General features: G+C 61.5%; 27 protein-coding genes. 14 read left to right on the plus strand and 13 right to left on the minus strand.

Translation table 11 applies throughout. The annotated features are described in order from the left end of the window. The first annotated feature begins 178 nt into the window (after positions 1-178). Both B9A97_RS04910 and B9A97_RS04915 read left to right on the plus strand, forming a co-directional pair. Positions 179-2677: an ATP-dependent helicase gene (locus tag B9A97_RS04910; RefSeq protein ID WP_084363919.1), complete on the plus strand. Its 2499-nt coding sequence runs from the start codon at positions 179-181 to the stop codon at positions 2675-2677. A gap of 76 nt (positions 2678-2753) precedes the next feature. Next, positions 2754-3038: a type II toxin-antitoxin system TacA family antitoxin gene (locus tag B9A97_RS04915; protein ID WP_084363920.1), complete on the plus strand. Its 285-nt coding sequence runs from the start codon at positions 2754-2756 to the stop codon at positions 3036-3038. An 80-nt stretch (positions 3039-3118) separates the two neighbouring features. Here B9A97_RS04915 and B9A97_RS04920 read toward each other — a convergent pair whose 3' ends face one another. The 5 genes from B9A97_RS04920 to B9A97_RS04940 all read right to left on the minus strand — a co-directional run bounded on the left by B9A97_RS04920 (position 3119) and on the right by B9A97_RS04940 (position 6520). Continuing rightward, the gene (locus B9A97_RS04920; RefSeq protein WP_084364147.1) at positions 3119-3700 is read right to left on the minus strand and encodes a thymidine kinase; all 582 of its coding nucleotides are present in this window, start codon (positions 3698-3700) and stop codon (positions 3119-3121) included. Between the two features lie 89 nt (positions 3701-3789). Further along, entirely contained in the window at positions 3790-3957 is a 168-nt protein-coding gene (locus B9A97_RS04925; RefSeq protein ID WP_084363921.1) for a DUF2256 domain-containing protein, read from the minus strand. A gap of 28 nt (positions 3958-3985) precedes the next feature. Further along, the gene (locus B9A97_RS04930) at positions 3986-5566 is read right to left on the minus strand and encodes a cryptochrome/photolyase family protein (RefSeq protein WP_244564132.1); all 1581 of its coding nucleotides are present in this window, start codon (positions 5564-5566) and stop codon (positions 3986-3988) included. 51 nt (positions 5567-5617) lie between these two features. Then, the gene (locus tag B9A97_RS04935; protein ID WP_084363923.1) at positions 5618-6154 is read right to left on the minus strand and encodes a LysR substrate-binding domain-containing protein; all 537 of its coding nucleotides are present in this window, start codon (positions 6152-6154) and stop codon (positions 5618-5620) included. A 6-nt stretch (positions 6155-6160) separates the two neighbouring features. Next, entirely contained in the window at positions 6161-6520 is a 360-nt protein-coding gene (locus B9A97_RS04940; RefSeq protein WP_084363924.1) for a LysR family transcriptional regulator, read from the minus strand. A gap of 140 nt (positions 6521-6660) precedes the next feature. Between B9A97_RS04940 and B9A97_RS04945 the strand changes: the two genes are divergently transcribed. Next, complete coding sequence (locus tag B9A97_RS04945) at positions 6661-7275, plus strand: cupin domain-containing protein (protein WP_084363925.1); 615 nt, start codon at positions 6661-6663, stop codon at positions 7273-7275. Positions 7276-7302: 27 nt separating this feature from the next. Here the strand turns inward: B9A97_RS04945 and B9A97_RS04950 are convergent, their stop codons facing one another. Both B9A97_RS04950 and B9A97_RS04955 read right to left on the minus strand, forming a co-directional pair. Beyond that, a complete protein-coding gene (locus tag B9A97_RS04950) occupies positions 7303-7581 on the minus strand; it encodes a DUF6074 family protein (protein WP_084363926.1) in 279 nt (92 codons plus the stop codon). Between the two features lie 205 nt (positions 7582-7786). Further along, complete coding sequence (locus B9A97_RS04955; protein WP_084363927.1) at positions 7787-10123, minus strand: glucose/quinate/shikimate family membrane-bound PQQ-dependent dehydrogenase; 2337 nt, start codon at positions 10121-10123, stop codon at positions 7787-7789. Between the two features lie 191 nt (positions 10124-10314). Between B9A97_RS04955 and B9A97_RS04960 the strand changes: the two genes are divergently transcribed. Further along, positions 10315-10665: a hypothetical protein gene (locus B9A97_RS04960; RefSeq protein ID WP_084363928.1), complete on the plus strand. Its 351-nt coding sequence runs from the start codon at positions 10315-10317 to the stop codon at positions 10663-10665. 83 nt (positions 10666-10748) lie between these two features. Then, positions 10749-11753 (plus strand): threonine/serine dehydratase, encoded by a 1005-nt coding sequence (locus tag B9A97_RS04965; protein ID WP_084363929.1) that lies wholly within the window; start codon positions 10749-10751, stop codon positions 11751-11753. 3 nt (positions 11754-11756) lie between these two features. Here B9A97_RS04965 and B9A97_RS04970 read toward each other — a convergent pair whose 3' ends face one another. Further along, positions 11757-12179: a BA14K family protein gene (locus B9A97_RS04970; protein WP_143530330.1), complete on the minus strand. Its 423-nt coding sequence runs from the start codon at positions 12177-12179 to the stop codon at positions 11757-11759. 157 nt (positions 12180-12336) lie between these two features. Here B9A97_RS04970 and pncA point away from each other — a divergent pair, with 157 nt between their 5' ends. The 3 genes from pncA (at position 12337) to panB (ending at position 14785) form a co-directional block, all read left to right on the plus strand. Next, entirely contained in the window at positions 12337-12972 is a 636-nt protein-coding gene (pncA, locus tag B9A97_RS04975) for a bifunctional nicotinamidase/pyrazinamidase (protein ID WP_084363930.1), read from the plus strand. Positions 12973-13074: 102 nt separating this feature from the next. Beyond that, entirely contained in the window at positions 13075-13953 is an 879-nt protein-coding gene (panC, locus tag B9A97_RS04980) for a pantoate--beta-alanine ligase (protein WP_084363931.1), read from the plus strand. Position 13954: 1 nt separating this feature from the next. After that, on the plus strand, positions 13955-14785 hold the full coding sequence (gene panB / locus B9A97_RS04985) for a 3-methyl-2-oxobutanoate hydroxymethyltransferase (RefSeq protein WP_084363932.1): 831 nt from the start codon (positions 13955-13957) through the stop codon (positions 14783-14785). Between the two features lie 6 nt (positions 14786-14791). Here panB and B9A97_RS04990 read toward each other — a convergent pair whose 3' ends face one another. Next, positions 14792-15037 (minus strand): DUF2164 domain-containing protein, encoded by a 246-nt coding sequence (locus B9A97_RS04990; protein WP_084363933.1) that lies wholly within the window; start codon positions 15035-15037, stop codon positions 14792-14794. 120 nt (positions 15038-15157) lie between these two features. On the opposite strand from B9A97_RS04990, the gene B9A97_RS04995 reads away from it, so the two are divergent. Together B9A97_RS04995 and B9A97_RS05000 are read left to right on the plus strand one after the other, a co-directional pair. Beyond that, complete coding sequence (locus B9A97_RS04995; protein WP_143530331.1) at positions 15158-15868, plus strand: AzlC family ABC transporter permease; 711 nt, start codon at positions 15158-15160, stop codon at positions 15866-15868. Then, on the plus strand, positions 15865-16176 hold the full coding sequence (locus B9A97_RS05000; RefSeq protein ID WP_084363934.1) for an AzlD family protein: 312 nt from the start codon (positions 15865-15867) through the stop codon (positions 16174-16176). Before B9A97_RS04995 ends, B9A97_RS05000 begins: the two co-directional genes overlap by 4 nt. 9 nt (positions 16177-16185) lie before the next feature. Here B9A97_RS05000 and B9A97_RS05005 read toward each other — a convergent pair whose 3' ends face one another. Beyond that, positions 16186-18018 (minus strand): aminopeptidase P family protein, encoded by a 1833-nt coding sequence (locus B9A97_RS05005; protein ID WP_084363935.1) that lies wholly within the window; start codon positions 18016-18018, stop codon positions 16186-16188. Between the two features lie 321 nt (positions 18019-18339). On the opposite strand from B9A97_RS05005, the gene B9A97_RS29715 reads away from it, so the two are divergent. Next, on the plus strand, positions 18340-18513 hold the full coding sequence (locus B9A97_RS29715; protein ID WP_179145223.1) for a hypothetical protein: 174 nt from the start codon (positions 18340-18342) through the stop codon (positions 18511-18513). A 200-nt stretch (positions 18514-18713) separates the two neighbouring features. Here B9A97_RS29715 and B9A97_RS05010 read toward each other — a convergent pair whose 3' ends face one another. From B9A97_RS05010 to B9A97_RS29720, 3 genes are all read right to left on the minus strand, one after another. Next, a complete protein-coding gene (locus B9A97_RS05010) occupies positions 18714-19586 on the minus strand; it encodes a 50S ribosomal protein L11 methyltransferase (RefSeq protein ID WP_084364150.1) in 873 nt (290 codons plus the stop codon). A gap of 137 nt (positions 19587-19723) precedes the next feature. Next, positions 19724-20323 (minus strand): SCO family protein, encoded by a 600-nt coding sequence (locus B9A97_RS05015; RefSeq protein WP_084363936.1) that lies wholly within the window; start codon positions 20321-20323, stop codon positions 19724-19726. Positions 20324-20473: 150 nt separating this feature from the next. Further along, entirely contained in the window at positions 20474-20632 is a 159-nt protein-coding gene (locus tag B9A97_RS29720) for a hypothetical protein (protein WP_179145224.1), read from the minus strand. A gap of 143 nt (positions 20633-20775) precedes the next feature. Between B9A97_RS29720 and B9A97_RS05020 the strand changes: the two genes are divergently transcribed. The 3 genes from B9A97_RS05020 (at position 20776) to B9A97_RS05030 (ending at position 24225) form a co-directional block, all read left to right on the plus strand. Continuing rightward, a complete protein-coding gene (locus B9A97_RS05020; protein ID WP_084363937.1) occupies positions 20776-21564 on the plus strand; it encodes a DUF2189 domain-containing protein in 789 nt (262 codons plus the stop codon). A 229-nt stretch (positions 21565-21793) separates the two neighbouring features. After that, complete coding sequence (locus tag B9A97_RS05025) at positions 21794-23758, plus strand: methyl-accepting chemotaxis protein (protein ID WP_084363938.1); 1965 nt, start codon at positions 21794-21796, stop codon at positions 23756-23758. A 2-nt stretch (positions 23759-23760) separates the two neighbouring features. After that, positions 23761-24225 carry a chemotaxis protein CheW gene (locus tag B9A97_RS05030; RefSeq protein WP_084363939.1) on the plus strand — a complete coding sequence of 155 codons (465 nt, stop codon included), beginning with the start codon at positions 23761-23763 and terminating at the stop codon, positions 24223-24225. Positions 24226-24372: the final 147 nt, after the last annotated feature.

Consider the following 24372-nt stretch of genomic DNA (forward strand, 5'->3'; position numbering starts at 1 on the left):
TGCAGCCAATGCCGCCTATGACCAGATCTGACGATCATCAATTCCAACGCTCTGTCTGGGCTGGATGGCGAGGTATCGGTGGAAAAGCGACGATTTTCCTTGCCCAGACATCAAATTAGAGAATGAAACAAGAACATCTTTTCTGGTCTTTCCGACCCGAATCACTACATTGAGCCGCATGAGCAACGGATTCGACGACATACCTTTCTTCGACGAAGAGCCAGACGAGCCCAGGACGGCGCATCGCCGGCCGGAGCCGGCCGCCTCCCGATCGGAGCCGGCACCGCCGGCTTCCGGCGGTGGCCTTGGCATTGCAGCGCGCGCGATGGCCGCCCGCGACCAGCACCGCCAGCCTGATTATCTCTCCGGACTCAATCCCGAGCAAAGGGAGGCGGTGGAGACGGTAGACGGCCCCGTGCTAGTGCTGGCCGGCGCCGGCACCGGCAAAACCCGCGTGCTGACCACCCGTATCGCCCATATTCTTGCCACCGGACGCGCCTTCCCCAGCCAGATCCTCGCGGTCACCTTCACCAACAAGGCGGCACGCGAGATGAAGGAACGCATCGGCCTTCTGGTCGGCGGGGCGGTGGAAGGCATGCCATGGCTCGGCACCTTCCACTCCATCGGCGTCAAGATCATGCGCCGCCATGCCGAGATGGTCGGCCTGCGCTCCGATTTCACCATTCTCGACACCGATGACGTGGTGCGCCTGATCAAACAGCTGATCCAGGCCGAAGGTATCGACGACAAGCGCTGGCCGGCCAAGCAGTTCGCCGGCATGATCGACACCTGGAAGAACAAGGGGCTGGACCCCTCCCAGATTCCGGAAGGCGACGCCCGCGCTTTTGCCAATGGCAAGGGCCGTGAGCTCTATGCGGCCTATCAGGCCAGGCTCAAGACGCTGAACGCCTGCGATTTCGGCGACCTGCTGCTGCATCCGATCCGCATGTTCCGCGCCAATCCGGATATCCTGAAGGACTATCACGGGCGCTTCAAATACATCCTGGTCGATGAGTACCAGGACACCAACACCGCCCAATATATGTGGCTGCGGCTCTTGGCACAGCGCCCGCCGAACGTGCCGCAGAATGTCTGCTGCGTGGGCGACGACGACCAGTCGATCTATGGCTGGCGCGGCGCGGAGGTGGACAATATCCTGCGCTTCGAGAAGGATTTTCCCGGGGCCAAGGTCATCAAGCTCGAACGGAACTACCGCTCGACGGAACATATTCTCGGCGCCGCCGGCCATCTGATTGCCCATAATGAAGGCCGTCTCGGCAAGACGCTGTTCACCGATCGCGTCGATCCCGACGATGAGAAGGTCATTGTCCACGCCGCCTGGGATTCGGAAGAGGAAGCCCGCGCCATCGGCGAGGAGATCGAGCAGCTCCAGCGCGACAAGCACCCCCTGAACAACATGGCGATCCTGGTGCGCGCCTCGTTCCAGATGCGCGAATTCGAAGATCGCTTCGTGACGCTCGGACTGAACTACCGCGTGATCGGCGGCCCGCGCTTCTATGAGCGGCTCGAAATTCGCGACGCCATGGCCTATTTCCGGCTGGTCTGCCAGCCGGCGGACGACCTCGCCTTCGAGCGTATCGTCAACACGCCGAAACGCGGCCTTGGTGATACGACCATCCGCGCCTTGCACGACTATGCCCGCGCTCGCGACGTGCCGATGCTGGCCGCCGCCGCGGATATCATCGAGACGGACGAGCTGAAGCCGAAAGCCCGGAAGGCGCTGTTCGACGTGATTCAGAGCTTTCGCCGTTGGAGCGAACTGCTTGAAACGACTCCGCATATCGAGCTGGCTGAACAGATACTTGAAGAATCCGGCTACACCGACATGTGGAAGAACGACAAGTCGGCAGAGGCTCCGGGCCGCCTTGACAACCTCAAGGAACTGATCCGCTCGATGGAAGCCTTCGAGAGCATGCGCGGCTTCCTCGAGCATGTCTCTCTGGTCATGGATGCCGAGCAGAACGCCGATCTGGACGCGGTCTCGATCATGACCCTGCATTCGGCCAAGGGCCTGGAATTCGAAACAGTGTTCCTGCCCGGCTGGGAGGAAGGCCTGTTCCCCCACCAGCGATCCCTCGACGAAGGCGGACGTGCCGGCCTCGAGGAAGAGCGCCGCCTCGCCTATGTCGGCATTACCAGGGCCAAGCGCCGCTGCCACATCTGGTTCGTGTCCAACCGTCGCATCCACGGCATGTGGCAATCCACCATGCCCTCGCGCTTCCTGGACGAACTGCCCCCCTCCCATGTGGAGGTTGCAGAGGCCGAGCAATCCTATGGCGGCTATGGCCGTAACCCCTATGGCCAGTCGCGTTTCGACAAGGCCGAACCCTTCCAGAACAGCTATTCGACGCCCGGCTGGAAGCGCGCCCAGGAAAACAAGACCGAGGCCACCCGCAACAACTGGGGCAATCGCTCCGGCCATGCCGTCGAGCGCATCGGCTACGGCGAGTCCGGCCCGCGCGCCAAAACCATCGAGGGCGAACTGGTGGCCAAGTCCACCACTTCGGAACCCTCGAAATTCTCCGTCGGTGACCGCGTCTTCCACATGAAGTTCGGCAACGGCAATGTCATGGGTGTCGAGGGCAACAAGCTGACGATCAATTTCGACCGGGCGGGTGAGAAGCGCGTGCTGGACGGTTTCGTGACGGCGGTGTGAGGCGGCATGATATTGTGGGCGCTCTCACCATGTTATACCCAATGTGTATGCACCGGTTGACGGCAGGAGCCTGAAGATGCCGCATAAAATTAGGGCGGAACCTCACAAACGTGCGGTCAACTTGCGTATGCGTGAAGACATCAGGGCGTTGATTGATCGCGCAGCCAAAAGCCAAGGCAAGACGCGCTCGGATTTCATGATCGATGCCGCCCGGCGTGCAGCCGAGGACGCCTTGCTGGATCATACCCTCATCCGAGTCGATCCGGACGCCTATGCTCATTATATTGCCGTCCTGGACCGGCCGGCGGCGGGTCCCGGCGTTGATCGGTTGATGAGCGCCCCAAGACCCTGGAAACCGTAGTGCTCTTGGCGCCGACTTTGTTGGTCGACGGCCATGACCTGATCTCCCTGAAGCTACCCGTTGGAGGCACGGGCTAACGCCTACTCCATTTCCATCGCCACGCGCCAGTGGCGGCGGCAGAGCGAGGTGTAGGTTTCGTTGCCGCCGATCATCACCTGTGCGCCGTCCTTCAGCGCCTTTCCATCCTCGCCCATGCGCACCACCATGGTGGCCTTACGGCCGCAATGGCAGATGGAGCGGGCTTCGGTCAGTTCGTCGGCGACGGCGAGTAGCCCGCGGGAACCCGGAAACAGCTCGCCGCGAAAATCCGTGCGCAAACCATAGGCCATGACAGGGATGTCAAGCGCATCGACAATCCGGGCCAGTTGCCAAACCTGCTCGGTCGTTAGAAACTGCGCTTCGTCGACGAACACGCAGGAAAGCGGCCCATTGGCATGGTCACGTGAGATTGCGTCGTAGAGGTCCTCGTCCGGCCCGAAGGCATCGGCCTCGGCCCGAAGCCCGATCCGCGAGCCGATAAAACCCTTGCCCGCCCGGTTGTCGAGAGCGCTGATGAACTTGGCAATGCGCATGCCCCGTTCCTGGTAATTATAGGCCGCCTGGAGCAGGAGCGTAGATTTGCCAGCATTCATGGTGGCATAGATGAAATGCAGTTTGGCCAAGGGGTCACCGATCGCTTCTTGAACAGCGCGGTTCTTAACGGAGTTGCCGCGCAAAGCGCAACCTGTCGGCGCCCTTGCCAACAGCTTCGTCAGCCCTTGCCAGGACCTTTCCCCGCCTTTTGCCCGCGGCAGCGGTCGGAGCAAAAGCGGACATTGTCCCAATCCCTCGCCCATTTCTTGCGCCAGGCGAAGGGCCTTCCGCAGGCGGCGCAGGTCTTGGTCGGCAGATTTTCCTTACGCATCATCTTGCCCGGCATGGGCCACTCCTTGCCTTGTGCGGAAACGTCAGACGACCTCTCCGGCGTCGAGCTTTGCCAGGAAGGCCTGCGCACTGCGCCTATAGGTCTCCCTCTGCCCCTCCTCCATCCGGAGCCAGGTCGCATAGGGCTGCGCAAGGCGCCGGTTGCCGCGCAGCTTCTCACCATTACGGTCGAGAAAGTCCCAATAGAGCGCGTTGAAGGGGCACGCCCCCTCCCCGCTCTTCTTTCGCACGTCATAACGGCAGCCGTCGCAATAGTCGGACATGCGCGAGATATAGGCACCACTGGCCGCATAGGGCTTGGAACCAAGCAGCCCGCCATCGGCGAACTGGCTCATGCCGATCACATTCGGCATTTCCACCCATTCGAACGCATCCGCATAGACCTCCAGATACCATTCATGCAGCGCATGCGGATCAAGGCCTGCCAACATGGCGAAATTGCCCGTCACCATCAGCCGCTGGATATGGTGGGCATAGGCATTGTCGATCGTCTCGCCGATCACCGTGGCAAGGCAGGCCATCTTGGTTTCGGCGGTCCAGAAGAAGGACGGCAGCGGTCTGCTGGACCCGAGATAATTGCGCCTGGCGTATTCGGGCATGAACAGCCAGTAGACGCCGCGCACATATTCCCGCCAGCCGATGATCTGCCGGATGAAGCCCTCGACCGCATTCAGCGGCGCGCGACCCTCGAAATATTCGCGCTCGGCGGCCCAACAGAGTGCCAAGGGATCGAGCAGACCGAGATTGATCGAAAAGGACAGAAGCGCGTGGTTGAGGAACGGGTCTCCCTTCAGCATGGCATCCTGGGTTTCGCCGAACTGCGGAAGAAACGAAGCAAGGAAGCTGTCCGCCGCGCGCTGTGCCTCATCCCGCGTGACCGGAAAGTTGAAGCCTGCCGCCTTGCCCATATGATCGGGGAACCGCGCATCAACCAGGTCCATGACTTCCTTCGTGATGCTGTCAGGCGGAAAACTTGGCCGTGGAGGCCGGAAGAGATCGGGTTTGGCCGGCTTGCGGTTCTCGGCATCGTAGTTCCAGCGCCCGCCGACCGGCTGCGCGCCATCCATCAAGAGACCTGTGCGCCGCCGCATCTCGCGATAGAAGAACTCCATCGTCAGTTCCCGCCGTCCTTCCGCCCACGCCTGGAAGTCCTTGTGGGAGCAGAGAAACCGGCCGTCCGGGCGGATATCGACAGGGAGCTTGTAGGTCGTCTCCCAGGACCGCATCGCGTCCAGCACCCGCCATTCGCCAGGCTCGGTGACGATCAGGTGCTGCGGCTTAAGCGCCTTGATCGCCCGTTCCAACTCTCCGGTGAAGGAGCCTGAATTGTTGGCATCATCGAGCCTGACATACCGCACCTCATAGCCTTCGGCGCGCAATTCCTCAGCGAAATGGCGCATGGCCGAGAGGATCAGGACGATCTTCTTGCGATGATGGCGCACATAGGTCGTTTCCTCGGCCACCTCGCACATCAGGATGACATCGCGTGCCGGATCGGCCCCTTCAAGGCTGGAGATCGAGTGAGAGAGCTGGTCGCCCAGAATGAAGATGAGGTTTCGGCAGGCAGGCATGGCAATCCGGGCGGCTGGTGAACACAGGCGCATAACGCATCAAGATCCACGATGGATCGCCGGACGAACGATCAGGCAGCAAGCCTATGTGTTCACAGTTGCGGCAACGCGCTCCTTCACCAGCGTCTTCAACACGTCCACGACGGCGCGAACGCGGGGAACGTTGCGCATGCGCTCGTGGGTGACCAGCCAGATTTCAGCCGCCGGCGCTACGGGCGGACGGAAGCATAGCACCAGCTCGGGATCACCGGCCGCAATGAATTCGGAATAGAACCCCACCCCTAAGCCGTTGCGGACGCTCGCGAAAGCCGCAGGCACCGTATTCTGTCGCAGCAGCAGCGTCTCCGGCGGAAAATGCCGGCTGGCCCAATCGAAAATCGGCCTGCCACGGGCATGCGTATCGATTCCAATCAGCGAATGATCGGACAGATCCTCGACGCTGCGCGGACATCCGTGACGCTCGGCATAGGCGCGCGAGCAATAGAGGCTCCAGTGATCCTCTACCACTTTCAGGCCGACCAGCCCGGCCTCGGTTGGCGCCGGCGCGGCGCGCAATGCGACATCGGCCTCGCCGCCGGCCAGGTCGCGCAACACGTTGCTGGTATCCACTTCAAGGCGCACCTGAGGTTAGGCCTCCCTCAACCGTATGATCAGATCCGGCAGCATGAGGCCCGCCAAGACATCATTGGTGGTGAAGCGTACGACACCCGAAATCTCCCGCGAAAGACTGCCGACAGCCCGAGAGAAAGCCGCCATAGCGTCGCGCACGGCCTCCGCCGGCCCGATGAGCGCGGCGCCCGCCTCCGTCAGGTCATAACCGGTCCGGCGCTTGTCGAAGAGTTGCACCCTCAGGCTATCCTCCAAAGCGGCGATCCGTCGCGAAACGGTGCTCTGGCTTACCTTTAGAACTTTCGATGCCTGCAGTGTCGAGCCCGTCTCGGCCACCGCGAGCAAATAGCGCAAATCGTCAACGTTGGCGGGGTCCATGATCGGTTATGCAAATCCGGTGAACGTGGCGGCAAAAACGGTGTTTGAACGTAAAACGCTTCGAGAATACATGGCTGTCACTGCCCGCAAAACGTGTTTGCAGGCTCATCACACGTTCAACATAGACCAGGAGAGACGCCATGCGCAAAGCGCTTGTGCCAGCCAATACCCGTATTCTCAATCCTTACAACAAGGAGACGTTCGTCTTCACCCATCCCTATGAGGGAACGATATCAAGCCGTATGGATGTCGTGCTCGGCAAGGGCGGTTCCGGTGGCGGCAATGCCATCGCCCACATCCATCCGGAAACCGACGAGATCTTCACCGTCAACAGCGGCTGCGTCATGGTGATGATCGACGGGCAAGAACACGTGGCGGTGGCCGGACAGTCGATCACGGTCCCGAAGGGTGCCAGCCATTTCTTCCGCAACGCCTTTGACGGGGAAACCCACCTGACAGTCACCTTTGTCAATGCCCAGGAGCATCTGCGCTTCTTCCTGAATCTGGCGCGCTGGACATCGGAATATCCTGCCTATTTCAAGCCGGATGGCTCGGTGAAGCTGCTGCCGATCGCGCTCGCGCTCAACGCTTTTCGCGATCACCTTTACATTTCCGGCCCGCCGGTATGGGCGCAGAAAGTCTTGTGCACCGCGCTCGCGCCGATTGCGCGGCTCGCGGGCTACCGTCTGGCGGCCAAGCCTGCAAGCCGCGCTGAGCGGCGCATGCGGCAGAACGAACAGGCGCTTGTCGCCTGACGATGAGAAGATGAACGGCCTGCGGTCTCAGCCGCGGGCCAATTCTGCCCGGTGCATTTCCAGGAGTTCAACCTGGACGGCGGCCTGGAAATCGAGAATTTGCAGGCGCATTTCTTCTTCGGGGCAGCCGCGGGCGATCAGTTCGGCACCCAGGTCCCGGCAGGTATTCCGCCAGAAGTCGATTGCTGCATTTCCGTGATGATTGTCGAGCGCGATGGCCGAGCGTTTGACGAGATCCTGCCGCCAGGCAAGGGGGAAGAAACTGACTACGGACCGGGCTTCCTGCCCGCTTGTTACATCTGACATGTGCACCATCCTGACTGTGAGTCTCTTCAATAGGATGGCGATGGTTAACGATCGGTTGACTTCAGGAGAGATGTTGTCTCCGATCGCTCCACCGCAGGCATGCATCAGTCTCGGCCAAGAAGAACAAAGGTCCGAACGAGACTGTCCCCGAGCACCGAATCGGTGCCCAGGGACCCTCTCCTCGTAACTTCGAATGCGGGCGGGGCTAAGGCAGCTTGTAGGCGATCACAAAGTCACCGGGCTTGGTGCCAACAGAGCCGTGTCCGCCGGCCACCATGACGACATATTGCTTGCCGTCATCCAGCGAATAGGTCATGGGCGTCGCCTGCCCGCCGGCCGGCAGTCGCGACTTCCACAATTCCTTGCCGGTGGTGAGGTCGTAGGCACGCAGGTAGTTGTCCACCGCGGCGCCCAGGAAGACGACACCGCCCTTGGTGATCATCGGCCCGCCGATGCCGGGAACCCCGACCTTGATCGGAAGCGGCAGCGGCGTCATGTCGTAGATGGTGCCGTTGCGGTGCTGATAGGTGATCTCGCCCGTCCGAAGATCTGCGCCGGCGACCGTGCCCCATGGCGGCGCCTGGCAGGGAATGCCGAGCGGCGACAGGAACGGCCCCATATAGACGCCATAGGCCGCCCCTTCATTCCTGTTCAGCCCCTGCTCGCTCGCCTTCTGATCGGCGGACTTCGGCGGGATCTGGTCGCGCGGAACGAGCTTCGACGTGAAAGCGAGATAAGTAGGCATCCCAAACATGACCTGCCGCTCCGGATCGACGGCGACCGAACCCCAGTTGAAGGTTCCGAAGTTGCCGGGATAGACCAGCGTCCCCTGCAATGACGGCGGCGTATACTGGCCTTCATATCTCAACTGACGGAACTGGATGCGGCACAGCATCTGGTCGATCAGCGAGACGCCCCACATGTTGCGTTCTTCCATCTTGGGCGGACGGAAGCTCAAGCCCGACAGCGGCTGCGTCGGAGCAGCGAAATCGTCCTCGATCGCGCCGCCCGGTGCCGGCTGTTCGGTAACGGGAATGAGTGGATCGCCGGTGCGGCGGTCGAGAACATAGATGTCGCCCTGTTTGGTCGGCCCGACGAGCGCCGGCACGACCGCGCCATACCGCGTGATATCAAGCAAGACGGGCTGGGCCGGCACGTCCATGTCCCAGAGATCGTGATGAACCGTCTGGCGAACCCAGCGATCAGCGCCGGTGTTGATATCGAGCGCGACGATCGAGGACGAATATTTTTCGACACTCTCGCTGCGGCCGATGCCGATCTGGTCCGGGACCTGATTGCCCAGTGGAATGTAGACAAGCCCCAACTGCTCATCGACCGAAAACACCGACCAGCTATTCGGGGAGTTCGCGGAATAAGTCTGGCCCTCCGGCAGTGGCGCCGTCTGGGTCGGATTGCCCGAATCCCAGTTCCAGATCAATGCACCGCTATTGACGTCGAAGGCGCGGATGACACCCGACTGCGACTTGACCGAGTAGTTGTCATTGACCGCACCGCCGATGATAATCTTCCCGGCAGCGATCACAGGCGGCGACGTGGAATAGTAATAGCCGGCGGGATTGTAGGGCATGCCCTGCTCGAGGCGCAGCGTGCCGCGATCGGCGAAGCTCTCGCAGACCGATCCGTTTTGCGCGTCGAGCGCAATCAGACGCGCATCCGATGTCGGCAGGTAGACCCTGGTCGCGCAGGCGGCACCAGCAGTGGCAGCCGGATCGGCATAGTAAGTCACGCCGCGGCAAGTCTGGTGCTGACGGTCAGGATTGAGGCCCGCATTGGGATCGTATTTCCATTTCTCCTTGCCGGTCGCGGCATCGATGGCGATTGCCCAGTTATGCGGCGTGCAGAGATAGAGCGTGTTTCCCACTTTGAGCGGTGTGACCTGATAGGTGGTCTCGCCGACATCCTCCGGCAGCTTCACGTCGCCTGTCTGGTAGCGCCAGGCCTCCTGCAACTGATCGACATTGTCGACGGTGATCTGGGTGAGCGGCGAATAGCGCTGGCCATAGGGCGTGCGGCCATACTGATGCCATTCGCCATCGGGCACGTTGCCGCCATAGCTGACCACGTCAGTGACTTTCTCCGTCGGCAGGGCGCCGACCTTGTCATAGCTGTCGAAGCTCAGGGAATAGCCGGCAACGACGACCGCCAGAAGCACCGGGATTGCGACAGGCCATGGCCGCGCCGGATAGCGGTTGCCCGTGACGCCGACAAAGCCCAGAGGGCGGCGTATCCAGGGAGTCATCAGCCAGATTCCGGCAAGCACCACCAGTCCGCCGCGCGTGCCGAGTTGCCACCAATCGAAACCAACTTCCCAGATCGCCCAGGCCAGGCTGGCCACGATGAAGATGCCGTAGAGCATCAAGGCCTGCGGCCTGCGCATGAACAGCAAAACGCCGGTCGCCAGAAAGACAATGCCGGCGACCAGATAATAGGGACTTCCACCGAGCATCACCAACTGACCGCCGCCTATGCCGAGCACGAGGCCCAGCAGGCCGAAAACGAGTGCGGTCAATATGATAGCCATATCAATATCCTGAATATTTACGTGATGAGGCTTCCGCGATGGGAAACGGATGATTAGCCGAACAAACGCCTGACATCCGAAAATGTTCCGCCTCGCGGCGCGAATGCTCAAATCGCTTTTCAATGTCGACTCATCAAGTAAGCTAGGCTTGGTCCGCTAGGGCCATGAGGACAAAGAGGGGGCGGGTCGAGATGCGATTGAAAATCGTGATGTTGTCAGGCGTGACCCGGCACAACCGCCACCAGGTGATGGCTGATATCAATGACGCCATCTCTGCCGCCGGCGGCTGGGTCAGCAACCACAGCCTGTTCTCCAACATTGCCGCCACGGTGCATTTCGCCCTGTCGCCTGGACGCTTCGCTGTGCTGAGCCAGCGCATCGCCGAGATTGGCGTGCGACTGGACGACGAGAGCATCGCCCTGCTAAAAACGCTGCCAGACGCCCCACCCCGCCCCGAAGATGAGATCAACGCGTCGCTCAACATTACCTTCATTCACGACGAGCCCGACCTGCGTCGTGACGTCCCGGCGGTGCCGGGCTGAACGAAAAAATCGTCTCGCGCCCTCCGACCGGCACAGACACCATCCGCGTCTAAAAGGCTGCGGTGAAAGCAATAGGAATTTCCATGACCAATGACATCTCGATCACGCCGGAACGCATCGCGGAGACGGCGAGCCGCATCATTCCCTTTGTCCGGCAGACGCCGGTGCTGTCGGTCAATCTTGCCGATTTCGGCATGGAGCCGATGCCGGTCGATCTGAAGCTGGAATGCCTGCAGCATTCGGGATCGTTCAAGGTGCGCGGGGCTTTTTCGGGCCTGCTGGGCGAGGCCGTGCCGGATGCCGGTGTCGTGGCCGCCTCCGGAGGCAATCACGGCGCCGCGGTTGCCTATGCTGCCCAGAAGCTGGGTGTGGCGGCCACCATCTTCGTGCCGTCCATCACCTCACCCGCCAAGCTCGACCGCATCCGCAGCTATGGCGCGGAACTGGTTGTCGGCGGTGAACGCTATGCCGATGCCCTTGCGGTAAGCGAAGAGTTCGCCAGAAAAACGGGCGCGCGTCCCATACATGCCTTCGATGACGTGACCACATTGCTCGGCCAGGGCACGCTGGGGCGTGAAATCGAAGAGCAACTGCCTGAGATCACCACCCTGCTGGTTGCGGTCGGCGGCGGCGGGCTGATCGGAGGCGTCTCCGCCTGGTACCAGAGCCGCATCAAGATTGTCGCCGTGGAGCCTGAAGGCGCGCCAACGCTGCATATGGCGCTGCAGGCAGGCCACCCGGTCGACGCACCGACGGAGGGCATTGCGGCGGATTCGCTTGCCCCGAAACAGGTCGGTGGGCGGGTGTTCGAGATCGCCAGACAGCATGTTGGGCAATCGGTGCTGGTCACCGACCAGGCAATCCGGGATGCCCAGATCGCCTGCTGGAACACCTTACGCATGGTGCTTGAGCCAGGCGGCGCCGCCGCCTTTGCGGCCCTGCTATCAGGGGCCTATAAACCCGATCCAAACGAACGGGTCGCTGTGCTGCTCTGTGGCGCCAACACCGACGGCAGTCAACTTCCAATAAAATCGACACCGCAACGAAAAAAGGCGGCACAGCGCCGCCTTTCGAAAAGTGTATGTTGAAAATTACCGGTAGGGCGACATGCACTGGGCGCGAACGCCGGCACGCGGCACATAGGTATTGTCGTAGGCGCGATAGGTCCGGTAGCGGTTTGCGCACCACTGCACATGGGCATTGCCGCCGGAATAGGCGCGCGGCGGAGCAGCGATCGCGCCACCGATAATGGCACCGGCACCGAAGGCAGCCAACGGATACCACCAGCCATCATTGTGGCGACGATAGCCCGGACGATAATCCCGATAGCCGCGGTGACCGCGATGCCAGCCACGACGATCATCCCAGTGGCGGCGATACTGAACCTGCTCGACGTCTGATGCCTGCTGCACCTTCACGACCGGCAACGGCGCCGCGGCGGCCGGCAACATCGAGGTGAGCGACATGATCGACGCCAGACCGGCGACAAAGACGGGTTTGATGAAGTTTTTCATGGGAGTCTCCTCGTTCATTTGAGGATTAAACTTTCAACTCGTGCGAAAGTTCCGCATGGCGCAGCCGGCGCGGCCAATGTCTGCGGGTAAGCGCTTGCGCTCTTGATCGCAGCAACAGGGCTTGCAATGTTAGGACCATGACAGCCCAGGAGATTTCATGACCAAGGCCCTACTTGTCATCGATATTCAGAACGGATTCTGCCCCGGTGGAAATCTGCCGGTGGCGCAAGGCGATGAGGTGGTGCCGGTGGCCAACGCGCTGATGGCATCGGGACAGTATGATCTGGTGGTCGCCTCGCAGGATTGGCATCCGCCCGGACACGGCAGCTTCGCCTCAAGCCATCCCGGCGCGAAACCCTTCGACATGGGCGAACTGTCAGGCAAGCCCCAGGTGCTGTGGCCCGACCATTGCGTCCAGGGCACCGGCGACGCCGAATTCCATCCCGGTTTGGACACGAAGCGTATCGACCACGTGCAGCGCAAGGGCGAAAATCCCGCCGTCGACAGCTATTCCGCCTTTCGCGACAATGACCGCTCGGCTCTGACGGGCCTCGCCGGCTACCTGGCATCCCGCGACGTGCGCGAGCTAGATGTCATGGGCCTTGCCACGGATTACTGCGTCAAGTTTTCCGCGCTCGATGCCGTCGAGATGCTTCCGGGCGTCAGGGTCCGCTTCATCGAGGATGGATCCCGTGGCATCGATCCGGCCGGCGTCATCCGCGCCATTGCCGAGATGAAGGCAGCCGGAATTGCAGTGACCCAAAGCACCGACCTGCTCAAGGCAGGCGCATAGTCCGATCGGACGCGATTGCATTCGCCTGCCATCCGCGCTAGGGGACCGGCCAGCGGCCGCGACCCGACCGGCCCGCACCATGTCCTGGAGGAGGAGCCGGAAATGGAGACGGTGACATCGATCGAGGAACTGCGTCGCAAGCTGCAGCCGTCGCGGCTCCAGGGCCGCACCATCGGCTTTGTCCCGACCATGGGCTACCTGCATCAGGGTCACATGCAGCTCGTTGCACGGGCCAAAGCCGAAAACGCGGTTACCGTCGTCTCGATTTTCGTCAATCCCCTGCAGTTTGGCGCCAATGAGGACCTCGCGCGCTATCCCCGCGACCTCCCGCGCGACAGCGCCATGCTGGAAGCGGCCGGTGTCGACTTTCTGTTCGCGCCTGAGGTCACTGATATGTATCCGCGCCCGATGCAGACGGTGGTCGATGTACCAACGCTGGGCTCGCAACTGGAAGGCGAAGCGCGCCCCGGACATTTTGCCGGCGTCGCGACTGTTGTGACGAAGCTGTTCAACATCGTCCAGCCGGATTCCGCCTATTTCGGCGAGAAGGATTACCAGCAGGTGGCGATCATCAGGCGCATGGTCGAGGACCTCGCCCAGCCAGTGCGCGTCGTGCCGGTGCCCACAGTGCGTGAGGCAGATGGCCTCGCCTGCTCCTCGCGCAATGTCTATCTTTCAGAACAGGAACGGGCGGCGGCCGTGATCGTGCCGCGCGCCCTTGATGAAGCGGAACGGCTGGTCAGCGCCGGCATGACCGACATCGCCGAACTCGAAAAAGCCGTCCGGGCTTTCATTGCCAGCGAACCGCTGGCAATGGCCGAGATCGTCGCCATCTGCCACCCCGATACCCTGGAGCCGATGCCATCGGCCACGGGTCCGATCCTCGTGCTGCTGTTCATCCGCATCGGCAAGACCCGGCTGCTGGACAACAGGGTCATCGGCAAGGCGCAGACGGCAAGCAAGGACATGGAGGCTGCCTGAGATGAGTACACCACCCCGCCAGAAGCGTTTGACGCCGGCGAATGTCACCGCGCTCAAAGGCGAGCGTCCGATCGTCTCGCTCACCGCCTATACCACGCCGACGGCGCGCATCTTCGACCGGCATTGCGATCTTCTCCTGGTCGGCGACAGCCTGGGCATGGTCCTCTATGGGCTGGAAACCACTGTTGGTGTCACTGTCGAGATGATGATCGCCCATGGCCAGGCCGTCATGCGCGGCGTATCCCGCGCCTGCGTCGTCGTCGATCTTCCATTCGGCAGCTATCAGGAAAGCCGTGAACAGGCCTTTCGGACGGCCGCCCGCATCATGAAGGAAACCGGCTGCGACGCGGTCAAGCTTGAGGGCGGCGCTGAAATGGCCGACACCATCGCCTTCCTGACGGACCGGGGCGTGCCCGTGCTCGCCCATGTCGGCCTGATGCCGCAGCAGGTCAACACCCATGGCGGCTATCGCTCGCAGGGCCATGACACCGTCGAGGCCGACAAGATCCGCAATGATGCCGCCGCCGTTGCTCGCGCCGGCGCCTTTGCCATGGTGATTGAAGGAACCGTCGAGCCGCTGGCGCGGGAGATCACCGCAGCCCTGTCCGTGCCCACGATCGGCATCGGCGCATCGCCAGCCTGCGACGGGCAGATCCTCGTGTCTGATGACATGCTGGGCCTGTTCAACGACTTCAAGCCGCGCTTCGTCAAGCATTATGCGGAACTCGCGGTGACGATCGACCAAGCCGTGGAGAGCTACGCCGCCGAGGTGAAGGCCCGCGCCTTCCCCGGCCCGGAGCACACCTTCCAGGTCAGGCCGAAGAAGGCCTGATCAGAATCAGGACTTTGGCTGCCGCTCAAGCTGATAGATAGCATCGTTGATGTCATCGACCTTCGCCATCAGTACGGCCTGCGCATCGGCAAGCCCCTTGTTGTAGGCGCGCACGCCCACTTCCTCCGCGAAGAAGGCGATTAGCGCCTCGACCTCGAACCGCCCTGCCGTGAGGTCGAACTCCATTTGCAGAAATGCTCTGGCGCGATCGATCAGGTCCGCCATTTCTTCTTTCGTGAAATCAGACAGCATCACGATTGCCTCCCCCTCGATCTGTGGCGCTTCACCCGTTTCAATCGACCCATCAGTGAAATTGAATTGTCGATTCTGGCAACGCACCGTAATCCGGGTGGCTGCGAAAGAAAGAGCATCATGCGTACTGTTTTCCTAGAGGGCGCACGCGCCAGCCTGCCGATCCTCGTTTCCACGGTTCCCATGGCCGTCCTGTTCGGCGCCCTGGCCGTCGGCAACGGCCAGTCGGTGATCGAGGCGATCCTGATGAGCGCGACGATCTTCGCCGGGGCAAGCCAGCTTGTCGGCATCGAATTGTTCAACCACTCCGTTCCGGCATGGCTGATCGTCCTGTCGGTTTTTGCGGTGAACTTCCGGCATATCCTCTATTCGGCGGCGGCCAGTCCTCTCTTTGCGAGCTTCTCTCCGTTTCAGCGCTACCTGTCTTTCTTCCTGCTCACCGATCCGCAATTCGCTCTGTCGCTTACGCGCAGCGAAAGCGGCAAACCGGTCACCTTCACCTGGTATATCGGGCTTGGCGCCGTCATCTATTGCTCCTGGGTCGGCATGACGGCCGTCGGCGCGATGTTTGGCCAGTTGATCGGCGATCCCAAGGCGCTCGGCATTGATGTCCTCATGCCGATCTATTTCATGGGTTTGGTCCTCGGCTTCCGCCAGCGCAGCAATTTCATGCCGATTGTGGCTGTCAGCGCCACCGTGTCGGTCGCCGCCATGCATTTCGTGGGATCGCCCTGGCATGTCAGCATCGGCGCCTTCGCCGGCATTGCGCTGGCGGCCCTCTTACCGCCCAAGAAGGAGCAAGAGGCAGTCGAGAAGGAGGCAAAGGCGTGAGCGAACTCTATGACCTCAAGATCGTCCTGACGATCCTCGCCGGCGCGGTCGCAACCTATCTGACGCGTATATCCGGCCATCTCCTGATTTCGCGCATGAAATCCGTGCCGCCGCGCCTTGAGGCGGCGCTGAACGCCGTTCCTGCCGCGGTTCTGACGACCCTTGTCGCTCCCGCCTTCTTTTACGGCGGGCTCGATATGCAGATCGCCATGGCGGTCGCGTTTCTGGTCGCCTTCCGCACCACGGGCATACCGATGCTCGTGGCCGGATGGATTACTCTTGCCATCGCCCGCGCCTATCTAGGCTGACGGTATCAGTCAGTCGAAGGGCTGGGTCGCACGCTCCAGCCAGGCCCGGACCTCATGCCCGTGCAGCAGCGGCATCAGTTCCTCACGCACCTTCTGGTGATAGGCGTCGAGCCAGCGGATTTCCTCGCGAGTCAGAAGATCGGTCACGACGAGATACCGGTCGATCGGCACGAAGGTTAGCGTGCCAAAGGACATCATCGGCATATCGCCGCCCTCGACCGGCTCCAGTTCCCGCACATAGACGAGATTCTCGATGCGGATACCGAAGGCGCCGGGCCGGTAATAGCCGGGCTCATTGGACAGGATCATGCCGGGAAGCAGCTCCTGCGTCGACAGCCGCGAAATCCGCTGTGGCCCTTCATGGACCGACAGATAGGAACCGACGCCGTGGCCTGTGCCATGGGCAAAGTCGGCGCCTGCCTTCCACAAGGCGATGCGCGCCAGCGGATCGAGATCGCAGCCGCGGGTGCCCCTTGGGAAACGCGCCGTGCTGATCGCAATCATGCCCTTGAGCACCAGTGTGAAGAACCGTTTCTGCTCCTCCGGCACCGCGCCGATGGCCACCGTCCGGGTGATGTCTGTGGTTCCGTTGACATATTGCGCTCCGGAATCGATCAGGAACAGCTCCCCGCCCTTGATCGGCCGGTCGCTTTCGGTCGTCACCCGGTAATGCATGATGGCCGCATGCGGTCCGGCGCCGGAAATCGTATCGAAGGAAATATCCTTGAGCGGATTCTGCATCCGCTCGCCGACCCGGGCGCGTGCTGCTTCCAGCGCCCGCGCCGCATCGATTTCGGTAATGCTGCCGGGATGCTGCTGGTCGAGCCAGTGCAGGAACTCCACCATGGCCACGCCATCCTGCAGATGCGCCGCCGCCGACCCGTTCAGCTCCACGCTATTCTTCACCGCGCGTGGCAGCTTGGCTGGGTCATTGCCTTCCACGACGACGCCGCCTTCGCGACGGATGAGCTCCGACAGCGCAAAAGGCGTCAGGTCCGGATCGACGAGGATCCGCCCGCCGCCCGCCGACAGGGCAGCCAGCCGATCGGAAAGCGCCTGCGGTTCCCGCTGCACACCGAGCTGTCCCAGATAGGCCTCGGCCTCGATGCCGGTCTTGCGCTTGTCGAGAAAGATGTCCGCGGAGCCGTCAGCCAGTATGATGGCCCTCGCGAGGGGATGGGGCGTGTGCGGCACATCCGCGCCACGGATATTGAAGATCCAGGCGACCGACGACGGGTCGGTGACCAGGGCGGCCTTGAGGTTGCGCTCTGCCAGATCCGCGGCAATTTCCGCGATCTTTTCCTTTGCCAGGCGGCCGGCATAGCTTTCGGTCTGGATCGTCACCGCCCCCAGCGGCTCCTGCGGCCTGTCACTCCAGATGGCATCGAGCGGGTTGGCGGCCAGTTGCACCAGCGCACCGTCCTTCTCAGCCAAAGCCTTCTCCAGCCGGCGGATTTCGGCACCGGTATGCAGCCACGGGTCAAGCCCGAGACGGAAACCTTTGGTCGCGTGTGCGGCAATCCATCTGTGCGGCGGCTCGCCTACGAGATCGCCCGGGGTAAACACCTCCAGATCGACCTGCTCGGCGACCTGCGTCACATAGCGTCCATCGACGAAGACGATCGCCTGGTTGCGCATGACAAGGGCGACACCCGCGGAGCCGGTGAAACCCGTCAACCAGGACAGACGCTCCGACGACGCCGGCACATATTCGCCCTGGTATTCGTCGGCACGCGGCACCAGGAATCCATCGATGCCGAGTGCATCGAACTGCGCCCTGAGCGCCTCGAGCCTTGAACGGCCGAACTGGGGCGTGGAAGTGACCTCAAAGGATTGAAACATCGAACCGCCTGCTATCTGTCATCAATGAGCGAGCTATAGCAGCCGACACTCCCGAGCGCCATTCTGACCGACAAAATCCGAGTCGCGCTTATTATCTGCGGACCACACTGGCAGAACGATGCTGCATCGCAAAAGGCAAATGCCTTTACCCCATGCCTGCCAGATAGGCATTTCGACAAAATTTGGATGGCAAAACCCCTGAGTATTGCATTCAGTGCATGACACCCATGTAGGAAGCCCTCTGCCTAAATCGGCGATAACGCCTATATTCATAATCACGAACGGGGGCAAAATTGACCTCGGAACCAAAGGATCACTTCCATGGCAAACTCGATTTTCCGCAATGCCTATAACCGCGTAATCGAAGCCCGCGAACGCCAGGCCAACCGCTATGTCAACGGCGCGCTGATGAACCTTGACGACAAGACCCTGGCTTCCATGGGCCTGACGCGCGAAGAACTGCGCCGCAAGGGCACCGCGGCTTACATTTTCTGAACGGATTGGCCGCGTCGACATTCTCTCCCTCTGTCGGCGGTCAGTTCAGTACCAAATCCGCTTGAGCGCACTCCTCCCATGGGCTCGCGGATTTGACACACAAAAGGCGGCATCACCGATGCCGCCTTTTGTTTTGTCTCACAAAGCCTGAGTTATGCTTTTGATGCAACGCTGCATCGCAATATCGGCACCCGCGTCCTTTATCCGAGATGGATCGTGACCCAGCCATTGCGCCAGATGGTGCGGATGTGGCGCATGCCGACACCATTGTAAGCGGCCAGCACCTTCCAGCGCTGCTCCGCCAGGATGCCTGATAGGATCACCGTGCCACGCGGTGTCAGATGCGACACGAGTTGCGGCGCCATCTTCATCAGCGGCCGCGCCAGGATATTGGCAATGATCAGGTCGAACGGACCATGCTTGCCAAAGGCCGGCGAGTGGAAGCCGGGTGCCGTCTCGAATGCAATGCCCTCGGAAATCCCGTTGCGACGCGCATTCTCCCGCGCGACCCGCGTTGCCACCGGATCGATATCCGTGGCCAGCACCGGCACCCTGATAAGTTTGCGCACCCCGATCGCCAGCACGCCGCTGCCGGTCCCGAGATCCAGCGCATTGGTGACCGTGCGCGACCGAACCACCTGCTCGATCATCTCAAGGCAGCCGGCCGTCGTCCCATGATGGCCGGTTCCGAAAGCCTGGCCGGCCTCGATTTCCATGGCAAGGTCGTTGATCGCCACCTTGTCTCGGTCGTGGGACCCATGGACCAGGAACCGCCCTGCCCGCACGGGCTTCAAGCCCTCAAGTGACTTGGCGATCCAGTCGATATCCGGGATCACTTCGCGCGCCACGACCAAATCCGGGTAAAGCCCTGATACCGTGGCCTGGAACAGCGCGCCGACATCGCCCTCGTCATCTGCGAGACAATAGACCGATGCCTCCCAGACATTGTTCTTCTCGTCGATCTCGGTGGTGGCGACGGCAAACTCCTCGAAGTCCGCCTCCTCGGTCATGGCGTCGAGGATCCGGGTCGCCTCTTTTTCACCTGTCGTCACATATAAGCGGATTTCACTCACGGTCGGGCTTTCGATTTCGATTGCGGGTCTTGGCGCGGCATCGCGGCTCGCGCCTGCTTTGCCGTTTGGGTACAACGCAAGCCATGGCCTTGCAATGCCGAACCATGAGCCCCGCAAGCAGAAACGCCGAGAAAGGTTCAGCCCTTCAGCAGGTTCGCCAGCTTCTGCTGCGCGACATCGGTATTCTCACCATAGGAAATGGTGCCCTTGAACCGCCCTTGCGCATCCAAGAGGAAGACCGAGGCGGTGTGGTCCATGGTGTAGTCGCCGTTCGGATCCTTTTCGTCCGTCGGGATCTTCTTGGCATAGACCTTGAAGCCCTTGATAACCTCCGCGATCTTTGCGGGATCGCCAGCAATGCCCTTCACCCGGTCAGTCACATTGGAAATGTAACGCCCCAAGAGCTCAGGCGTATCGCGTTCCGGGTCGACAGTGACGAAATAGGCCTGCAGGCCGGTGCCCGAGGGATCGACTGACTTCAGCCAGCCATCCAGTTCGAACAGGGTCGTCGGGCAAACTTCCGGGCAATGGGTGAAACCAAAGAACAGCGCGGTCGGCTTGCCGCGGAAGGCCTGCTCGGTAATCGGCTTTCCGGTCTGGTCCACCAGTTCGAACGGAACGCCGAAGGGCGCATCCGCCACCTGCTGCTTGCTTTGCGTGATGGTGAGAGTAAGCCAGCCCAAAACACCAGCCAAGGCCAGAACGGCCACCCAGAGAACAACCCGTACCGTCTTCATAAAATACCTTCCTGCGCCGCTCAATTCCGGCAAACGCCTTCAGATACGCTGAGCCTCGTTTCAAGGCAAATCAACTGGCGGTCAAAACACCGGGGCGCGCGCATTTGTCTCGGTTCTACCCGCCCGTGTCCGGGCACGATCGGCCATCCGCTAAAAACAGTAGGCGAGCCCTGTTTCCGAAAGAGACAGGATGATGGCGTCACCGAAATGCAGCCAGCCTGTGAAAGCCATCGCCGCCGCGGCAACAGCGAGCGCCGACAGCGCCACAAAGGGCAAGAAGGCAGATGATCTTATGGCAGCAGCAATCATGGCGCTATGATAACGCAGCCGGTGTCAGGGCGAAAGTGGCAACTATTTCGTCATAACTCCGGGAAGGCTTGACGGAAATCAAGGATTGCACAAGCGATTTGCCCATAGGATTCAAGGTGCCACAATCGTCTTGGGAGGGATGAATGGAACAGCAGACCATCACGGGCATACCGCCGAAGCTGAAGATCAACAAGCTGGAGCTTGCCGATGTGAAGTCGGCATTTTTAGCGGGTTGGGCGGATTTCCTGAGCTATCCGCTCTATGGTCTGTTCTTCGGCGCCATCTATGCAGCCGGCGGCGTGTTCATCACCGTCTTCCTGGCCTATTATCACCTGCCCTGGATGATCATCCCCGTGGCGATCGGCTTCCCGCTGATCGGTCCCTTCGTGGCGGTCGGCCTTTACGAAATCAGCCGTCGCCGGCAAGCAGGCATCGCCATAACCTGGCAGGGTATCCTCGGCGAAGTGTTTCGCCAGAGGGAGCGCCAACTGTCCTGGATGGCGTTTGCGGTGCTGTTCATCTTCTGGATCTGGATCTATCAGGTGCGCCTGCTGCTGGCGCTGTTTCTCGGCTTCAAGATCCCGGCATCGCTCGGCGCCTTGGCAACCGTCATCGCGACAACGCCCGAAGGCCTGACATTTCTCTGCGTCGGCACGATCGTCGGCGCCGTGCTGGCAACGCTTCTGTTTTCCGTAACCGTCATATCGATGCCGCTGCTGCTTGACCAGGACATCGACTTCATCACGGCCATGATCACCAGCGTGCGCAGCGTGGCGGAAAATCCAGCACCCATGCTGCTCTTCGGCTTCATCATAGCCTGCCTGACGCTAGTCGCGCTGATCCCCGCCTTCCTCGGACTGCTTGTCGTCCTGCCCGTCGCCGGCCATGCCACATGGCATCTCTACCGGCGTGCGATCGCCCCGATCTTCTAGCTGATCTGGGCTTCGCACACTTCCCAGTATACAGCAGTTTCCGCCCGCAATTGCTTCGGCTGCCTTTAGTATTAGCGAAAGTTTAACTAATATTGGCGACAGTTGATAAGCGAAGATGCCCATCCGGGTTATTTGGATATGACGTCCGCCGCGCGTTGATCGCCCCCGGCCTCCGCATGATCGATACCAGCAGTACGATTGACGGAACGCGTGGAGCGCGAGGGCTTGCATGTTAGGCGATGCGATTGGCAAGAAATTTACGGTCAAACAACGCCTCATGACGCTGGGCGGCGCTGCGGTGTTTGGCATCGCGTCCATGCTCGGCGTCGGCTGGTACCAGAGCGCGGGTCTCAGCAGCGCGCTTGCCCGCGCAATTGAAGTTCAAAAGGCCAACGAACGCATCAACGAAATGCGCCTCGCCAACACCAATCTGGTGCTGATCGCGATGGACAGCATCATCGATCGCGGCGAAGGCAAGATATCGCCGGAACGTCTTGCGGCGGTCAAGAAAGAGTCCGATCTGCTGGAGGCGGGATCCGCGACCCTGAAGGATGTTGCCTCCCGGCTCGGCGACCCCGGCAAGGTGAGCAGCTACGATGCGGACCTGTCTCTTGTTCGCAAGGCCATCGAAACCGACCTCAAGAACCTGATCGAGACCGGCGCACCAGAGGAAAGCTACGCGCAGATCGACGACGTCATCGATGATGCCGGAGAGCGCATCAGCGTCATGCTGCACGATATCTCCGTCGCCGCCGGCAAGCTCGCCGAAGAGCGGGTCACAGAGGCAACCACCCGCTCGCGCGACACCCTCTATGCCCAGATCGGCCTTGGCGGCCTGGCGTTCATCACGGTGCTCGTCCTTCAGATCATTCATGGCAACGCCATTGCCAATGGCATCCGCGCGGTTCGCGCCGGCATGCAGCGCATCGTCGATGGCGACTACGAGACCCAGGTCGAGATGCTTGACCGGCAGGACGAGATCGGCTCCATGGCCCGCGCCGCCGATGTGTTTCGGCGCGCTGCAATCGAAAAACAGACCGTGGAAGCCAACGCCGCTGCCGCGCGGGTTCAGAACGATGCGGAGCGCCGCCAGCGCGATGCTGTCAGCCAGGCCGATGCCCTTTCGGTCAAGAACGTGGTCGACGCGCTCGGCCTTGGTTTGAACCGCCTGTCGGAGGGCGACCTTTCGGTCCGCATCGACGTGCCTTTCGAAGGCGACCTGGACAAGCTGCGCGCCGATTTCAACAATGTCACCGAACGCCTGCAGCAGGTGATGAGCGACATCACCGGCAACACGAACTCCATCCAGGCCAATAGCCAGCAGATGCGCAGCGCGGCCGACGACCTGGCCCGCCGCACCGAACAGCAGGCCGCATCCCTGGAGCAGACATCCGCCGCCCTCGACCAGATCACGGTCACCGTCCGCAATGCCACGAGCCGCGCGGAAGACGCAAGCCACATGGTGGACAACGCCAAGACCTATGCGGAGAAATCCGGCGCTGTGGTCTCGGATGCCATGGCGGCGATGGAGCGAATCGAAAGCGCGACCGGAGAGATCGGCAAGATCATCAACGTGGTCGACGAGATCGCCTTCCAGACCAACCTGCTGGCGCTGAATGCAGGCGTCGAGGCTGCCCGCGCGGGCGATGCCGGCAAGGGCTTTGCCGTTGTTGCGCAAGAGGTCCGTGCCCTGGCCGGACGCGCCGCCGACGCCGCCCGCGATATCAAGGCTTTGGTCGGCAAGTCGAATGTCGAGGTCAAGACCGGCGTTGAGCTCGTCACCGCCACCGGAGAGGCCTTGCATCGCATCGGCGAGGATGTCGCGCGCATCAATGAGCACGTGAAGTCGATTGTAACCTCCGCGCGCGACCAGTCGATCGGCCTCGGCGAAATCAATTCCTCCGTCAGCCAGATGGACCAGGTCACGCAGCAGAACGCTGCCATGGTCGAGCAGACCAATGCCGCAAGCCACACACTTGCCAGCGACGCCGAAGCCCTCACGAGGCTGGTGGCGCAGTTCAAGATTGGCGGGAGCCCCGCTCCCGCCCGTAAGCCGGAGGTCGCAACCGCTGCCTCCCTACCGAAGCCGTCTCCCGCCAGGCAACTTGTCAGCAAGGTGGCGGGAGCGATGAACCGCAGCACAGCGGCCGCCCCCAAGCAACAGGCGGCTGCAGAGAATTGGGAAGAGTTCTGAACATGTCCAACGCGATCAAGCAGTCGGGTGCCTATCTCGAAATCGTATCCTTCCACCTGGCCGAACAGGAATTCTGCATCGACATCATGGCGATCCGCGAAATCCGCGGCTGGGCACCGGTCACGCCGATGCCCCACACCCCGCCCTACGTGCTGGGTCTGATCAACCTGCGCGGCGCCGTGATCCCGGTCATCGACATGGCCTGCCGTCTGGGCATGAACATGACCGAGCCATCCGAGCGGGCCGCCATCATCGTCACCGACATCGCCGGCAAGCTCGTTGGCCTGCTTGTCGAGCAGGTGTCGGACATGATGACCATCCGTTCGGAAGACCTGCAGCCGGCACCGGAAATCATCCCGGAAGCACAGCGCGCCTTCTGCCGCGGCATTGTCGCCCTGGAAAAGACCATGGTCTGCTTCCTCAATCTCGATACGGTCATCGCCGACGAACTCGCTCAGGCCGCCTGAGCCGTCGACGCCCTACTCTTCCCCAAGATCGGTCTCCAGCCTCGCGCTGGAGGCCCGATTAGCCGTGTCTGGCAAGTGGAGCACGGTTGGGACAGGCGCGCCTCCAACGCCGCCCACAGTCATCAGCAGAGCAAAAATTCAAGAGCA

The organism is Rhizobium sp. RU36D (assembly GCF_900176345.1).
In the GTDB taxonomy this organism is placed as follows: domain Bacteria; phylum Pseudomonadota; class Alphaproteobacteria; order Rhizobiales; family Rhizobiaceae; genus Allorhizobium.

Excerpts from the sequence above, each read along its gene's own strand:
- B9A97_RS29720 (WP_179145224.1), bottom strand. The coding sequence starts at position 20,632 with ATGATTGCTGCTGCCATAAGATCATCTGCCTTCTTGCCCTTTGTGGCG.
- B9A97_RS05015 (WP_084363936.1), bottom strand. The coding sequence starts at position 20,323 with ATGAAGACGGTACGGGTTGTTCTCTGGGTGGCCGTTCTGGCCTTGGCT.
- B9A97_RS04970 (WP_143530330.1), bottom strand. The coding sequence starts at position 12,179 with ATGAAAAACTTCATCAAACCCGTCTTTGTCGCCGGTCTGGCGTCGATC.
- B9A97_RS05030 (WP_084363939.1), top strand. The coding sequence starts at position 23,761 with ATGTCCAACGCGATCAAGCAGTCGGGTGCCTATCTCGAAATCGTATCC.
- B9A97_RS05020 (WP_084363937.1), top strand. The coding sequence starts at position 20,776 with ATGGAACAGCAGACCATCACGGGCATACCGCCGAAGCTGAAGATCAAC.
- panC (WP_084363931.1), top strand. The coding sequence starts at position 13,075 with ATGGAGACGGTGACATCGATCGAGGAACTGCGTCGCAAGCTGCAGCCG.
- B9A97_RS04915 (WP_084363920.1), top strand. The coding sequence starts at position 2,754 with ATGCCGCATAAAATTAGGGCGGAACCTCACAAACGTGCGGTCAACTTG.
- B9A97_RS04930 (WP_244564132.1), bottom strand. The coding sequence starts at position 5,566 with ATGCGCCTGTGTTCACCAGCCGCCCGGATTGCCATGCCTGCCTGCCGA.
- B9A97_RS29715 (WP_179145223.1), top strand. The coding sequence starts at position 18,340 with ATGGCAAACTCGATTTTCCGCAATGCCTATAACCGCGTAATCGAAGCC.
- B9A97_RS04910 (WP_084363919.1), top strand. The coding sequence starts at position 179 with ATGAGCAACGGATTCGACGACATACCTTTCTTCGACGAAGAGCCAGAC.
- B9A97_RS04950 (WP_084363926.1), bottom strand. The coding sequence starts at position 7,581 with ATGTCAGATGTAACAAGCGGGCAGGAAGCCCGGTCCGTAGTCAGTTTC.
- B9A97_RS04945 (WP_084363925.1), top strand. The coding sequence starts at position 6,661 with ATGCGCAAAGCGCTTGTGCCAGCCAATACCCGTATTCTCAATCCTTAC.
- B9A97_RS05025 (WP_084363938.1), top strand. The coding sequence starts at position 21,794 with ATGTTAGGCGATGCGATTGGCAAGAAATTTACGGTCAAACAACGCCTC.
- B9A97_RS04990 (WP_084363933.1), bottom strand. The coding sequence starts at position 15,037 with ATGCTGTCTGATTTCACGAAAGAAGAAATGGCGGACCTGATCGATCGC.
- B9A97_RS04965 (WP_084363929.1), top strand. The coding sequence starts at position 10,749 with ATGACCAATGACATCTCGATCACGCCGGAACGCATCGCGGAGACGGCG.
- B9A97_RS04960 (WP_084363928.1), top strand. The coding sequence starts at position 10,315 with ATGCGATTGAAAATCGTGATGTTGTCAGGCGTGACCCGGCACAACCGC.
- B9A97_RS04955 (WP_084363927.1), bottom strand. The coding sequence starts at position 10,123 with ATGGCTATCATATTGACCGCACTCGTTTTCGGCCTGCTGGGCCTCGTG.
- B9A97_RS05005 (WP_084363935.1), bottom strand. The coding sequence starts at position 18,018 with ATGTTTCAATCCTTTGAGGTCACTTCCACGCCCCAGTTCGGCCGTTCA.
- pncA (WP_084363930.1), top strand. The coding sequence starts at position 12,337 with ATGACCAAGGCCCTACTTGTCATCGATATTCAGAACGGATTCTGCCCC.
- B9A97_RS04925 (WP_084363921.1), bottom strand. The coding sequence starts at position 3,957 with ATGCCGGGCAAGATGATGCGTAAGGAAAATCTGCCGACCAAGACCTGC.
- panB (WP_084363932.1), top strand. The coding sequence starts at position 13,955 with ATGAGTACACCACCCCGCCAGAAGCGTTTGACGCCGGCGAATGTCACC.
- B9A97_RS04940 (WP_084363924.1), bottom strand. The coding sequence starts at position 6,520 with ATGGACCCCGCCAACGTTGACGATTTGCGCTATTTGCTCGCGGTGGCC.
- B9A97_RS04995 (WP_143530331.1), top strand. The coding sequence starts at position 15,158 with ATGCGTACTGTTTTCCTAGAGGGCGCACGCGCCAGCCTGCCGATCCTC.